The sequence below is a fragment of the Achromobacter sp. UMC46 genome, assembly GCF_014170335.1.
Lineage (GTDB): Bacteria > Pseudomonadota > Gammaproteobacteria > Burkholderiales > Burkholderiaceae_B > Achromobacter.
Map to the genome: position 1 here is coordinate 539,306 of NZ_LZZS01000003.1, position 14,020 is coordinate 553,325.

General features: G+C 60.4%; 10 protein-coding genes, 2 tRNA genes and 3 rRNA genes. 7 read left to right on the plus strand and 8 right to left on the minus strand.

Annotated features, from left to right (window positions below; genetic code table 11):
* Window positions 1-85 precede the first annotated feature (85 nt).
* Window positions 86-955 (minus strand): LysR family transcriptional regulator, encoded by an 870-nt coding sequence (locus A9973_RS02935; RefSeq protein ID WP_183012258.1) that lies wholly within the window; start codon window positions 953-955, stop codon window positions 86-88.
* A gap of 135 nt (window positions 956-1,090) precedes the next feature.
* Between A9973_RS02935 and A9973_RS02940 the strand changes: the two genes are divergently transcribed.
* The gene (locus tag A9973_RS02940; RefSeq protein WP_183012259.1) at window positions 1,091-2,500 is read left to right on the plus strand and encodes an MFS transporter; all 1,410 of its coding nucleotides are present in this window, start codon (window positions 1,091-1,093) and stop codon (window positions 2,498-2,500) included.
* A 4-nt stretch (window positions 2,501-2,504) separates the two neighbouring features.
* Here A9973_RS02940 and A9973_RS02945 read toward each other — a convergent pair whose 3' ends face one another.
* Complete coding sequence (locus A9973_RS02945; RefSeq protein WP_183012260.1) at window positions 2,505-3,167, minus strand: hypothetical protein; 663 nt, start codon at window positions 3,165-3,167, stop codon at window positions 2,505-2,507.
* Window positions 3,168-3,253: 86 nt separating this feature from the next.
* On the opposite strand from A9973_RS02945, the gene A9973_RS02950 reads away from it, so the two are divergent.
* The 4 genes from A9973_RS02950 (at window position 3,254) to A9973_RS02965 (ending at window position 5,768) form a co-directional block, all read left to right on the plus strand.
* A complete protein-coding gene (locus A9973_RS02950) occupies window positions 3,254-4,201 on the plus strand; it encodes a 3-hydroxyacyl-CoA dehydrogenase NAD-binding domain-containing protein (RefSeq protein ID WP_183012261.1) in 948 nt (315 codons plus the stop codon).
* Between the two features lie 14 nt (window positions 4,202-4,215).
* Window positions 4,216-4,986: an efflux RND transporter permease subunit gene (locus A9973_RS02955; RefSeq protein ID WP_183012262.1), complete on the plus strand. Its 771-nt coding sequence runs from the start codon at window positions 4,216-4,218 to the stop codon at window positions 4,984-4,986.
* 90 nt (window positions 4,987-5,076) lie between these two features.
* Window positions 5,077-5,349, plus strand: a complete 273-nt coding sequence (locus A9973_RS02960) for a GNAT family N-acetyltransferase (RefSeq protein WP_183012263.1) — start codon at window positions 5,077-5,079, stop codon at window positions 5,347-5,349.
* A 17-nt stretch (window positions 5,350-5,366) separates the two neighbouring features.
* On the plus strand, window positions 5,367-5,768 hold the full coding sequence (locus A9973_RS02965; RefSeq protein WP_183012264.1) for a YchJ family metal-binding protein: 402 nt from the start codon (window positions 5,367-5,369) through the stop codon (window positions 5,766-5,768).
* Here A9973_RS02965 and A9973_RS02970 read toward each other — a convergent pair.
* Window positions 5,744-6,619: a LysR substrate-binding domain-containing protein gene (locus A9973_RS02970; protein WP_183012265.1), complete on the minus strand. Its 876-nt coding sequence runs from the start codon at window positions 6,617-6,619 to the stop codon at window positions 5,744-5,746. The two genes, A9973_RS02965 and A9973_RS02970, sit on opposite strands and share 25 nt — an antisense overlap.
* Before the next feature lie 304 nt (window positions 6,620-6,923).
* Between A9973_RS02970 and A9973_RS02975 the strand changes: the two genes are divergently transcribed.
* Together A9973_RS02975 and A9973_RS02980 are read left to right on the plus strand one after the other, a co-directional pair.
* Complete coding sequence (locus A9973_RS02975; protein WP_183012266.1) at window positions 6,924-7,628, plus strand: haloacid dehalogenase type II; 705 nt, start codon at window positions 6,924-6,926, stop codon at window positions 7,626-7,628.
* 40 nt (window positions 7,629-7,668) lie between these two features.
* Window positions 7,669-8,409 (plus strand): aldolase, encoded by a 741-nt coding sequence (locus A9973_RS02980; RefSeq protein ID WP_183012267.1) that lies wholly within the window; start codon window positions 7,669-7,671, stop codon window positions 8,407-8,409.
* Window positions 8,410-8,528: 119 nt separating this feature from the next.
* Here A9973_RS02980 and rrf read toward each other — a convergent pair.
* The 5 genes from rrf to A9973_RS03005 all read right to left on the minus strand — a co-directional run bounded on the left by rrf (window position 8,529) and on the right by A9973_RS03005 (window position 13,713).
* A 5S ribosomal RNA gene (gene rrf / locus A9973_RS02985) occupies window positions 8,529-8,641 on the minus strand.
* A gap of 202 nt (window positions 8,642-8,843) precedes the next feature.
* A 23S ribosomal RNA gene (locus tag A9973_RS02990) occupies window positions 8,844-11,566 on the minus strand.
* A gap of 294 nt (window positions 11,567-11,860) precedes the next feature.
* Window positions 11,861-11,936 (minus strand) — tRNA-Ala (locus tag A9973_RS02995).
* Window positions 11,937-11,973: 37 nt separating this feature from the next.
* Window positions 11,974-12,050: transfer RNA gene (locus A9973_RS03000), tRNA-Ile, on the minus strand.
* 132 nt (window positions 12,051-12,182) lie between these two features.
* Window positions 12,183-13,713: ribosomal RNA gene (locus tag A9973_RS03005) — 16S ribosomal RNA — on the minus strand.
* Together the 16S, 23S and 5S rRNA genes with 2 tRNA genes alongside form the textbook arrangement of a ribosomal RNA operon.
* Window positions 13,714-14,020: the final 307 nt, after the last annotated feature.

Genomic DNA, 14,020 nt, shown 5'->3' on the forward strand with positions numbered 1-14,020 from the left:
GCCCGCCTACAAGCACGGTTTGCCGCAGTTGCACCGCCTGCTCGCCCGGGCGCCAGCGTCCAGACGTTGATCGCGCATTCATCCCCTATGCGACCGTTTCGAAGACCTCGACGATCGCATCCGCCACGGCTCGCACGCGGGCGGTGCGGTTCAAATCCCCGTGCATCACCAGCCACAGGTCGTAGGGTTCACTGCGGGCCGGCCAGATGCGGACCAGCTCCGGATAGGCCGCCGCCATATGCGTGGGCACCTCGCCGATGCCCAGGCCCGCCGCCACGGCCTCGATGATCATCGTCCCGGAATTCAGCTCGATCGCCACATGGCCGTTGCCGGTGGGTTCCCCGCAGAAGGTGTCCGACCAACCCGGCAGCACCGACTGCTGATAGGTCACCAGCGCATGGCCGGCGAACGCCGTGCCCGGGCGTGGCTCGCCATGCCGGGCAAGATAGCTGCGCGACGCGTACAGCCCGACTTCCTTGCGCGCCAGATGCCGCTGGATCAGGTCCGGGCTGTCCGGCTTGATGTTGCGGATCGCCAGGTCCGCCTCGCGCCGCGTCAGGTTGCTGATCTGGATCGACGCGGACAGCAGCACGCGGATATCCGGATGCTGGGCATGCACCCGGCGCACCGCCTCCATGATGAAGTAGCTGGCCACGGTCTCCGAAGCGGCCACGCGCACCACGCCGGACAGGCGATGGTCCAGGCCCTGCATCTGCCGCTGCAGCTGGTCGGCCGCCTGCTCCATGCGTTCGGCGGCGGCAAACGCCAGTTCGCCCGCCGCGGTCGGCACATAGCCACCCGGCGTGCGCAGGAACAGCCGCGCGTCCAGCGAAGATTCCAGCGCCGCCAGCCGCCTGCCGGCTGTCGCCTGGTCGATCTGCAGCAACGCCGCCGCGCCCCGCAATGTGCCGTTCCGATAGATGGCCAGGAAAATCCTGGCGTTGTCCCAATCCATGACACCTCTTTTACCGCGTCACACGGCTTTTCTTGATGCAATTTCGCATCACTATAAAGCAGTTATACGGCTTTTTTGCATCACCAAAACCTCCTAAGCTTCAGCCCTCGGAATGCCGCCACGCGCCTCGCCATCATGACTACCGCCTGCCCCCAAGCCCCTGTCCCTGCCCCAGCCCCAGCCGTCGACGTCAAGCCCGCCACCGGCTGGCTGCCGCTCGTCACCCTGGCCATCGGTTTCATCATGGCCATGCTGGACGTCACCGTGGTCAACGTGGCGCTGCCCAGTATCGCGCTGCAATTCACCGTCCCGCTCACCGATCTGGTCTGGATCGTGGACGGCTATACGCTCACCTTCGCGGCCCTGCTGCTGGTGGCCGGCGCCCTGGCGGACCGCTACGGCGCCAAGACCATCTACCTGGCCGGCCTGGGCGTCTTCACGCTGGCGTCGCTGCTTTGCGGCCTGGCGCCGGACGCCGATTCGCTGATTGCCGCCCGCATGCTGCAAGGCGTGGGCGCCGCCCTGTTCATGCCCAGTTCGCTCAGCCTGCTGACGCACGCTTATGACGACGAGCACGTGCGCAACCGGATGCTGGCCGCATGGTCGGCCATCGTGGCGGTGGCGGGCGCATCGGGCCCGCTGCTGGGCGGCGTGCTGATCCATCAATTCGGCTGGCGCGGCATCTTCCTGATCAATCTGCCGCTGGGCGTGGCCGGACTATGGCTAGCCCGCCGCCGCATCCAGGCCGCGCCGCGCCGCCCGCGCGCGCTCAATCCCCTGAGCCATCTGCTGGGCGTGGTCGCATTGTCGTCCTTGTGTTTCGTGCTGATCCAGGGCAACGCCTACGGCTGGACGTCCAGCCGGATCGCAGGCGTCGCCGCGCTATGCGCCGTGGCCGTCGTGCTGCTGGTGCGCCGCGAACGCCGCCACGCCGAACCCATCATTCCGCGCGCCCTGTTCAAGACGGCGCAGTTCGCCGCGGCCAACGGCGTCGGTTTCCTGATCAACCTGGCGTCCTACGGCCAACTGTTCCTGCTCAGCCTGTTCCTGCAGCATGCGCGCGGTATGGACGCCTTGCAGACCGGCATCCAACTGGTGCCCATGCTGGCCGTGTTCTCCATCGGCAACATGATTTCGGGCCGCGTTTCGGCGCGCTGGAACGTGTCGGCCTCATTGCTGGGCGGCGTGTCGCTTGCCGCCATCATGAGCGCCGCCGGCATCTATGCGTTCTCGCCGGACATGGCCTATTGGCCGTTCGCCCTCATGGTCGCGCTCGGCAACCTGGGGGTCGGCATCGCCGTGCCCGCAATGACCAGCGTCGTCATGCAAGTCTCCGGCAAGCAGCACGCCAACAGCGCGGCCGCGGCGTTGAACGCCAACCGCCAATCCGGCGCACTGGTGGGCGTCGCGTTGATGGGCACGGTCCTGCATCTGCTGCCTGACTGGCACGCCAGCCTGCCCGCCGCCTACGTGATCATCGCCGCGGGTTACGTGGCTGCGGTCGGGCTGGTCTGGCGGCATCTGCGGCACGGCCGCAATGCCTGACGCTTCAGGGCTTGCCACCCGGCAGGATGGCGATGCCGCGGCCGGCGAAGAACCCGTCGAATACGGTCAGCGGCAACTCCACATCCGCTTGGCTGCCCACTTCGCCCGATGGATTGTGGAACGTCACTGACGTGGCGGTCGCCCGCGTCACCAGCACCAGATGGCCGCCCTTGGTCGCAGGCAGCCGATCGGTCTGGCGGATGTCCGGGTGCACGGACGCCATGAAGTAATCGGCGCGTTCCAGCACCGCCGGCAGCGCGACGGTATCCAGCCCCACATGCACTTGGGCATCCAGGCCGAACTCCTCGGAAACGAAGCGCACAAAGGGCGCGTAGATCAGCCCTTTGATCTCGCCGTCGCGGTCCGTATAGGCGCCGAACGGCACGCTGCGCCGAGCCAGTTCCAGCGTGGGATGGATCTGCCCGCTACGCGCGGCCAGCACCATTTTCAGGCAGGCCATGCCACAGACATGATTCGCCCACCGGGCATATTCCTCGACCTCGCGCGCCCCGGACGTCCGCCACGCGGGGTCGTCGGCCAGAGGCATTTCTTTCCGGATGAACGACCCGGCCAAGTGGGCCGACTCCCATTGGCAAAAATACGGCACGGCCGGTTGGCCGGAAGGCAAGGCATCCACGTCGCGCGCTCCGCATGTGTTCAGCAACATCCGCTATCTTGCCGTCTGACCTGTCTCATGGCAACGGTCCGGCGTTTGCTTCACAATGTGGCAATCCCCCCAATCCGGAGAGCCGCATGTCCAGCACCGCCCCGTCCAGCCCGCCCATCCGCCGCGTCGCCGTCGTCGGCGCGGGCACCATCGGCGCCAGTTGGGCCGCCCTGTTCCTGGCGCACGGCTTGGACGTCGTCGTCAGCGATCCCGCCGCCGACGCCGAATCGCTGACCCGTGCGCGCGTGCAGGCGGCATGGCCCGTGCTGACGGAACTGGGCCGCGTGGTCGAAGGCGCCTCGCCCGATGCGCTGCGCTTCGAAACCGAGCTGACCACGGCCTTGGCCGGCGTGGACTTCGTGCAAGAAAACGCGCCCGAACGCGAAGATTTCAAAATCGATCTCTTCGCGCGCATGGACGCGATCCTGCCGCCGCACGTGATCGTGGCGTCCAGTTCCTCGGGCCTCATCATGAGCCGCCTGCAATTGCGTTGCCGCCATGCCGGACGCTTCGTCATCGGCCATCCGTTCAACCCGCCGCACCTGATCCCGCTGGTCGAAGTGGTGGGCGGGGACCAGACATCCGCCGACACCATCGACCGCAGCATCGCCTTCTACCAGGCGATGGGCAAATACCCCATCCGTCTGAACAAGGAAGTGCCCGGCCACATCGCGAACCGCCTGCAAGCGGCGTTGTGGCGCGAAGCCATCCACCTGGCCGCGGAGAACGTCGCCAGCGTGGCCGACATCGATGCCGCCGTCTCCCAAGGCCCGGGCCTGCGCTGGGCGCTGTTCGGCCCCCACATGACTTTCAACTTGGGCGGCGGCGCGGGTGGTCTGGCCAACTTCATGGACCACCTGCTGGGGCCCGTGCAGACCTGGTGGGACGACCTGGGCGCACCCGAGGTCACCCCCGAATTGCAACGGCGCCTGATCGACGGCGTCAATGCCGAAGCCGGCCAGCGCAGCATCGCGGACCTCGTGGAAAAACGCGACGCCCAGCTCACGGCGTTGCTCAAGGCCTTGGGCAGTTGACCCCGATGCCTCTCATGACACCGAAGCGCCGGCGCCCTTTGCCGCGAGCCGGCCGCGGCAGGCTGGCCGCTCGGGGCGCTCTGGCCGCACTGGTCTTCTGCGCCGCCCTTCCTGCAGGCGCTACGCAGGCCAGCGCCACAGACGACGTCCAGCCCCCCGCCCTCGTGTGGGGTGCAGTTCCCAACGGGGATCTCTATCTGCTCGTCGCCAGCCCACGGCTCGGCAAGTCCGAACTGCAACAACTGGCCGCGAAGACAATCGGGCCTGGCATCGGCGACAACCAGTACCTCACCCAGGTCTGGAGCAACCGGCCGGAACCTATCCAGCTTTGGCTCTCGATCGATCCCGCACGGCTTCGCGAAGCCGGCCTGTCCAGAGATCAGGCACTGGAGGCGGCAGGCGCGAAGCTCGGCGTCTCCGCCCAGCCGAATTCTGGAATCGGCGTCCCGTCCTCGTGGCGCTATCCGGGCGCGACGCGCGAAAAATTCCAAGCCTGGACGGATACGCCTCCCCGTCTGGCGAATGGCAGCGTCGTCGACCTCTCGGCGTTGGCAACGCTCACGTATCGGCAGGCGCCGGACTCCTGGGAAGCCTGGAACAAGGTCACGCTCAGTCTGTCGATCGCCGCAGAGACAAACCGCGACTCGCTGGAAGGCGTCGTCAGCGGGCGCTTGAAAGCACTTGCCTCCAAGCTGCCCGAAGACGTCTCGATCTTGATCCTGCCCGCAGGCCACGGCCTGGGTGAAGCCGACGGCATCTTTGTCACCTTCGGGCCGGACGAATAGGCAATCGCCTGGCCACGCCTGCGTCGGCCCCGCCATGCTGGTAACCTGAACGCTTGGCTTCGTATCGCGACCCGACCAAGGAATATCCGAATGACCGTTGTCACCCAAGACCCCGGGCAGTCCCGCTTCACCGCCACCGTCGACGGCGTCCTGTGCGTGCTGGACTATCAATTGCAAGGCGATGTCATGGCCATCGTGCATACCGGCGTGCCCAGCCAGGTAGGCGGCCGCGGCATCGCGGCGGAACTCACCAAATTCGCGCTGGACACCGCGCGGGCCAACGGTTGGAAAGTCCGCCCCTTGTGCTCCTACGCCGAGGTCTACATGCGCCGCCACCCCGACTACAACGACCTGCGCGCCTGAGCGCCCAACGCCGAATCGTGACGAAGAAATCCCCGTCCCCGGCCGCATCCTGCCCCTGTGGCGGCGCGGCCTATTCAAGCTGCTGCGGGCGTTGGCATGAAGGCCCCTTGGCCATGCAGGCCCCAACGGCCGAAGCACTGATGCGCTCGCGCTACAGCGCTTTCGTGCTGGACAAGCTGTCCTACCTGCTGGCCAGTTGGCATCCCAGCACCCGCCCTGCGTCCCTGGAGCCGAATCCGCCAGATCTCAAGTGGCTCGGACTGGCCATCAAGCAAGCCCGCGATCAAGACGCCCACCACGCCACTGTGGAATTCGTCGCCCGCAGCCGCCAAGCCGGCCGCGCGCATCGCCTCCATGAAATCAGCCGCTTTGTCAGAGAAGACGGCCGCTGGTACTACGTGGACGGCGACCTGAATTGACTGTCCGTCTCGACGGCCTGCTTTAACGCCTCTACCAGCTGCTGTTCCATTCCGCTTGCCGCGCGCGCGTTCCCCACGATCGCCAGCTCGGTCGGCGGCACCGCCGCAAACCCTTCTTGCGCACCCAGCAGCGCATGCGTCTCCAACGTTGCGAACGCGGGCAGCAGGCTCACGCCCAGCCCCGCCGCCACGGCAGCTTGAACGCCCGCCAGGCTGTGGCTGTGATACGCGACATGCCAGGGCCGCCCCGCGCTTTCCAACGCGTAGATCATGCGCTTGCGATAGATGCAGCCATGTGGAAACAGTACCAGCGGCACGGCCGCGGATCCCGACAGGTGACGCTTGTCGCCCACCCACACCAGCCGCTCCGGCCAGGCCGCAAGGCAGGCGCCGTCGCCCGGTTCGCGCTTGATCAGCGCCAGATCCAGGTCGCCCGAGGCCAGCCGGCCGCGCAGATCCGTGCTCATGCCGCTCACCGTCTCCAAACGCGCCTCGGGGTGCCGGGCGACAAACCCCGCCAGCAACACCGTCAGCCGCGACACATCGAAGTCTTCGGGGATCCCCAACCGCAACACCCGCGCCGCGCGCGGGGCCGCCACGACATGCTCCGCCTCGTCGGCCATGGCCAGCAAACGGCGCGCGTACACCAGCATCAACTCGCCGTCCTCCGTCGCCACGACATCGCTGCCAGCGCGATCGCGCAGCAAAAGCGTCTTGCCCACGGTCTGCTCCAGCTTGCGCACCTGCTGGCTCACCGTGGACTGCGTGCGATGCACCCGGCTGGCCGCCCGCGTGAAGCTGCCTTCGTCCACGACGCACACCAGGGTTCTAAGGAGTTCAAGATCCAACATGATCGGTTTGATATCCGTCTATCGGCTGAAGGGAGGCAAGGGGCTTGGTATCGGCCTGTCGCCCAAGCCGAGGCTAGGGGTGTCCGGTATCAGCCTATCGTCCCAGCTGAGATAAGGGGTTTGGTATCGGCCTATCGCCCAAGCTGAGACAAGGGGTCTGATGGCACCCTATCGGCTGAGCGGAGATAAGGGAATCGATATCGATTTATCGACTGAGTCGAGTTCAATTATTAATTTTACGACTTTACCAGGCGGACGATAAGCTGATCCCACCCCCACTCCCTTCATTCCTGAGGAAACCGACATGCCGCTGGATCACCTTCCCCGTCCCCAATGGCTCACCTTCGACTGCTACGGCACGCTGATCCAATGGGACGAAGGCTTGCAAGCCACCGTCTCTCGCATTCTGGCGGCCAGCACCGACGCGCCGACGCCGGCGCAGTTCCTGCAGGTGTACGACGAACACGAACACCGGTTGGAACGCACGCCGCCGCACCGCAGCTTTGCGGACATCACGCGGGAATCGCTGCGCCTGACGATGCAGGACCTGGGCCTTGCGTATCGTCCAGAAGACGCCGACTTGCTGACCCGCGGGATCTCCGCCATGCCTCCCTTCCCCGAGGTCGTGGACACGTTGGCCGCCTTGAAGCAGGCCGGCTTCCGCCTATGCATCATCTCCAATACCGACGACCAGATCATCGCCGGCAACGTCGCGCAGCTGGGTGGTCATGTCGACCGCGTCATCACCGCCGAGCAGGCAGGCGCCTACAAGCCTTCACGCAAAATCTTCGCCCATGCCCACGACGGCCTGGGCGTCACCCCGGACGAGGTGGTGCATATCTGCGCCAGCCCCCATCTGGACCATGCCGCCGCCCGGGACATCGGCTTTCGCTGCGTATGGATAGACCGCGGCACAGGCCGCAAGCTCTTGCCGGACTACCGCCCGGACGCTACCGTACCCACTTTGGACCGCGTGCCTGGCCTGTTCCGCGACGCCGGCTGGCTCTGACCGGGGCGCGCCTCCCCTCTCTTAACCTTTGTAGGCAGTCATGAATCAAGAACCCCGCTTCGCCGACGCTCTTTTTCACGCCGAACCCGTTGCCGCGCTTCGCGCAGATCTCGCGCTTGCCCTGCGGGCGGCTGCCGCGCACGGCTTGGGCGAAGGCGTTTGCAACCATTTCAGCGTGGCGCTGCCTGGGGATCCGGACCACTTCCTGCTCAACCCGCGTGGCCTGATGTGGAATGAAGTGCAGGCGGACGACATTGTGCTGATCGACGCGCATGGCAATAAATTGGCCGGGCGCCACGAAGTGGAACCCACCGCCATGTTCATCCATGCCGCCATCCACCGCATCGCCGGCAAGGCCTGTGTCCTGCACACGCACATGCCCTATGCCACGGCATTGACGCTGACATCCGACCGTGGACTGGACACGACCTTGTCGCAGAACGCCATGCGCTTCCACGGACGGCTGGCGATCGACGAAAACTACAACGGCCTGGCGCTGGACGTGAGCGAAGGGGAACGCATCGCCCATGCGATGCAGGGCGCGGATATCGTTTTCCTGGGCAACCACGGTGTCGTCGTCTGCGGAGAACGCCTGGACTACGCCTACGACGATCTCTTTTTCCTCGAACGCGCCTGCAACGCGCAGGTCCTGGCGCAATCCACGGGATGCCCGCTTAAACCCGTAGATACCGCAATCGCCAGCAAGGTCGCCGCCCAGATTCAAAGCGAACGCCTGCAATCCGAACTGTTTTTCGCTGCATTGCGCCGCCAACTGCCCTGACGCCACCAGGCCCAAAACAAAAACCCCCTCGTGGCGTCAGCCACGAGGGGGTTTTCTTCAATCCGATCGCCCAAAGACAAAACCCCACAGGATCACCTGTGGGGTTTTGCGGAATAAAAGCCTGACGATGACCTACTTTCACAGACGTCCGTCCACTATCATCGGCGCGAAGGCGTTTCACTGTCCTGTTCGGGATGGGAAGGAGTGGTACCACCTTGCTATGGTCATCAGGCGTAACTTGTTGAGCTGCTGCGTATGAACGCAACCGCTCCAATCTTGGAAGAAACACAACGTGTGGGTGATCAGAGACTAGCTCGATGATCACGCACAGGGGGGTGTAATTGGTGTTGGCTGGCTGCCGACGGTGCAGCCAGATTTTGTATTGAACGACACTTGGAACGCTATATCACCAGGTCAATAACCATCAGTGTTATAGGATCAAGCCTCACGAGCAATTAGTATCGGTTAGCTTAACGCATTACTGCGCTTCCACACCCGACCTATCAACGTCCTGGTCTCGAACGACTCTTTAGGGGGATCAAGTCCAACGCCCACGGCAGATAGGGACCAAACTGTCTCACGACGTTTTAAACCCAGCTCACGTACCTCTTTAAATGGCGAACAGCCATACCCTTGGGACCGGCTACAGCCCCAGGATGAGATGAGCCGACATCGAGGTGCCAAACACCGCCGTCGATATGAACTCTTGGGCGGTATCAGCCTGTTATCCCCAGAGTACCTTTTATCCGTTGAGCGATGGCCCTTCCATTCAGAACCACCGGATCACTATGTCCTGCTTTCGCACCTGTTCGACTTGTCAGTCTCACAGTCAAGCACGCTTATGCCATTGCACTATCAGCACGATTTCCGACCGTACCTAGCGTACCTTCGAACTCCTCCGTTACACTTTGGGAGGAGACCGCCCCAGTCAAACTGCCCACCATGCACTGTCCCCGATCCGGATAACGGACCAAGGTTAGAACCGCAAACAAACCAGGGTGGTATTTCAAGGTTGGCTCCACGTGATCTAGCGACCACGCTTCAAAGCCTCCCACCTATCCTACACAGGCCGGTTCACAGATCAATGCAAAGCTACAGTAAAGGTTCATGGGGTCTTTCCGTCTAGCCGCGGGTAGATTGCATCATCACAAACACTTCAACTTCGCTGAGTCTCAGGAGGAGACAGTGTGGCCATCGTTACGCCATTCGTGCAGGTCGGAACTTACCCGACAAGGAATTTCGCTACCTTAGGACCGTTATAGTTACGGCCGCCGTTTACCGGGGCTTCGATCAAGAGCTTGCACCCCATCACTTAACCTTCCGGCACCGGGCAGGCGTCACACCCTATACGTCGACTTTCGTCTTTGCAGAGTGCTGTGTTTTTAATAAACAGTCGCAGCCACCGATTCTCTGCGACCCCATCATGCTAAGCGCGCAGGCGCTTCACACTACCGGGGTATACCTTCTCCCGAAGTTACGGTATCAATTTGCCGAGTTCCTTCTCCTGAGTTCTCTCAAGCGCCTTGGAATATTCATCCCGTCCACCTGTGTCGGTTTGCGGTACGGTCTCGTACAGCTGAAGCTTAGAGGCTTTTCTTGGAACCACTTCCAATCACTTCGCAAGCAATGCTCGCTCGTGCCACACCCTTGATTTACGCGCCCGGATTTGCCTAAGCGCCATCTTCGATGCAGCAACAGGGACATCCAACACCCTGATGATCTTCCGCGATCCGTCCCCCCATCGCACTGTACGACGGTACTGGAATATTAACCAGTTTCCCATCAGCTACGCATCTCTGCCTCGCCTTAGGGGCCGACTCACCCTGCGCCGATGAACGTTGCGCAGGAAACCTTGGACTTACGGCGAGGGGGCTTTTCACCCCCTTTATCGCTACTCATGTCAGCATTCGCACTTCTGATACCTCCAGCAGCCTTTACAAGCCACCTTCGCAGGCTTACAGAACGCTCTCCTACCGCGTGCACTAAAAGTGCACACCCGCAGCTTCGGTTTATCGCTTAGCCCCGTTACATCTTCCGCGCAGGACGACTCGATCAGTGAGCTATTACGCTTTCTTTAAAGGATGGCTGCTTCTAAGCCAACCTCCTGACTGTCTATGCCTTCCCACTTCGTTTCCCACTTAGCGATAATTCGGGACCTTAGCTGGCGGTCTGGGTTGTTTCCCTCTTGAGTCCGGACGTTAGCACCCGGTGCTCTGTCTCCCAAGCTGTACTTGCGGGTATTCGGAGTTTGCCATAGTTTGGTAAGTCGCCATGACCCCCTAGCTATAACAGTGCTCTACCCCCCGCAGTAATACTTGAGGCACTACCTAAATAGTTTTCGGAGAGAACCAGCTATTTCCAGATTTGTTTAGCCTTTCACCCCTATCCACAGCTCATCCCCTAATTTTTCAACATTAGTGGGTTCGGTCCTCCAGCACGTGTTACCGTGCCTTCAACCTGGCCATGGATAGATCATCTGGTTTCGGGTCTACACCCAGCGACTGAATCGCCCTATTCGGACTCGCTTTCGCTACGGCTTCCCTATTCGGTTAACCTTGCCACTGAATGTAAGTCGCTGACCCATTATACAAAAGGTACGCAGTCACCCCACAAGGAGGCTCCTACTGTTTGTATGCATACGGTTTCAGGATCTATTTCACTCCCCTTCCGGGGTTCTTTTCGCCTTTCCCTCACGGTACTGGTTCACTATCGGTCGATCACGAGTATTTAGCCTTGGAGGATGGTCCCCCCATCTTCAAACAGGATTTCACGTGTCCCGCCCTACTTGTCTTACGCTTAGTTCCACACACAAGATTTCGCCTACAGGGCTATCACCTGCTACGGCCGGACTTTCCATTCCGTTCGACTATCTTGCGTGCTAAAACGTAAAGGCTCTTCCGATTTCGCTCGCCACTACTTTCGGAATCTCGGTTGATTTCTTTTCCTCGAGCTACTGAGATGTTTCAGTTCACCCGGTTCGCTTCCACTAGCCTATGTATTCAGCTAGGGATACTGCATTGCTGCAGTGGGTTTCCCCATTCGGACATCTACGGATCAAAGCTTGTTTGCCAGCTCCCCGTAGCTTTTCGCAGGCTACTACGTCCTTCATCGCCTGTGATCGCCAAGGCATCCACCATATGCACTTAGTCGCTTGATCCTATAACGCTGTAGGCTATAGGACCTGAGTATTAGCGTTTGTGCCGTTCATAAGTTTCAAAGCAGTCTGAGGTTATTCACCTCAGTCTTGAGAACTTGGAACAAAATAATGCAATCACAACCCGTACTTATCTTCTTCGACTTGCGTCGAGTACTTGATAAGTACATTTCGTTGTGCTTCTTCCAGATTGTTAAAGAACGAATATAGCTGTTAGGTAAAACCTAACTCATAACGCTGCAAGCAGCGCTATGAGTTAGCCTCTACATCACCACCAGGTGAGTATTTGAGAATCAATGGTGGAGGTGAACGGGATCGAACCGATGACATCCTGCTTGCAAAGCAGGCGCTCTCCCAGCTGAGCTACACCCCCATATCCCACACAGCGACCAGCACTACGCGAAATACTTTGGTGGGTCTGGTTGGATTCGAACCAACGACCCCCGCCTTATCAAGACGGTGCTCTAACCAACTGAGCTACAGACCCAAAACCTTCTCGGATCAGTAGTCAGGTAGCTGAAGACCCAGGGAAGATTCCCTCGACCCAAGCCTACAACTGATCCCAGCTATATCAAACAACCGATAAGAGTGGACACTTAACACGAGCACTTAAGCTCTGAAAGGAGGTGATCCAGCCGCACCTTCCGATACGGCTACCTTGTTACGACTTCACCCCAGTCATGAATCCTACCGTGGTAATCGCCCCCCTTGCGGTTAGGCTAACTACTTCTGGTAAAACCCACTCCCATGGTGTGACGGGCGGTGTGTACAAGACCCGGGAACGTATTCACCGCGACATGCTGATCCGCGATTACTAGCGATTCCGACTTCACGCAGTCGAGTTGCAGACTGCGATCCGGACTACGATCGGGTTTCTGGGATTGGCTCCCCCTCGCGGGTTGGCGACCCTCTGTCCCGACCATTGTATGACGTGTGAAGCCCTACCCATAAGGGCCATGAGGACTTGACGTCATCCCCACCTTCCTCCGGTTTGTCACCGGCAGTCTCATTAGAGTGCCCTTTCGTAGCAACTAATGACAAGGGTTGCGCTCGTTGCGGGACTTAACCCAACATCTCACGACACGAGCTGACGACAGCCATGCAGCACCTGTGTTCCGGTTCTCTTGCGAGCACTTCCAAATCTCTTCGGAATTCCAGACATGTCAAGGGTAGGTAAGGTTTTTCGCGTTGCATCGAATTAATCCACATCATCCACCGCTTGTGCGGGTCCCCGTCAATTCCTTTGAGTTTTAATCTTGCGACCGTACTCCCCAGGCGGTCAACTTCACGCGTTAGCTGCGCTACTAAGGCCCGAAGGCCCCAACAGCTAGTTGACATCGTTTAGGGCGTGGACTACCAGGGTATCTAATCCTGTTTGCTCCCCACGCTTTCGTGCATGAGCGTCAGTGTTATCCCAGGAGGCTGCCTTCGCCATCGGTGTTCCTCCGCATATCTACGCATTTCACTGCTACACGCGGAATTCCACCTCCCTCTGACACACTCTAGCTCGGTAGTTAAAAATGCAGTTCCAAAGTTAAGCTCTGGGATTTCACATCTTTCTTTCCGAACCGCCTGCGCACGCTTTACGCCCAGTAATTCCGATTAACGCTTGCACCCTACGTATTACCGCGGCTGCTGGCACGTAGTTAGCCGGTGCTTATTCTGCAGGTACCGTCAGTTTCACGGGGTATTAGCCCATGACGTTTCTTTCCTGCCAAAAGTGCTTTACAACCCGAAGGCCTTCATCGCACACGCGGGATGGCTGGATCAGGGTTTCCCCCATTGTCCAAAATTCCCCACTGCTGCCTCCCGTAGGAGTCTGGGCCGTGTCTCAGTCCCAGTGTGGCTGGTCGTCCTCTCAAACCAGCTACGGATCGTCGCCTTGGTGAGCCGTTACCCCACCAACTAGCTAATCCGATATCGGCCGCTCTAATAGTGCAAGGTCTTGCGATCCCCTGCTTTCCCCCGTAGGGCGTATGCGGTATTAGCTACGCTTTCGCGTAGTTATCCCCCGCTACTAGGCACGTTCCGATACATTACTCACCCGTTCGCCACTCGCCACCAGACCGAAGTCCGTGCTGCCGTTCGACTTGCATGTGTAAGGCATCCCGCTAGCGTTCAATCTGAGCCAGGATCAAACTCTTCAGTTTAATCTCTGTATTTGTTTCGTATTCTTGGTCCGAATAAATCCGAACCAGGTCATACGTCGCTACTCAAAGGAAGTGAGGTATGTTCTTAAACTTGACGTCTAAGGTACTTCACTTCTAGTGAGCACTTGATTTCATTGTGCTTGTGAAGAGGCCAGGGTTTAACGCCTAACCTAATCACAGTGCATCGCATCAAGCGCCCACACTTATCGGTTGTTTAATTGTTAAAGAGCGGTACTGCTAAATTCTTCACTGCCATTTCGCTGAACCCGCCAGCTTCGCGCTGCTTTCGCTTTGCGTCGCTTGCTGT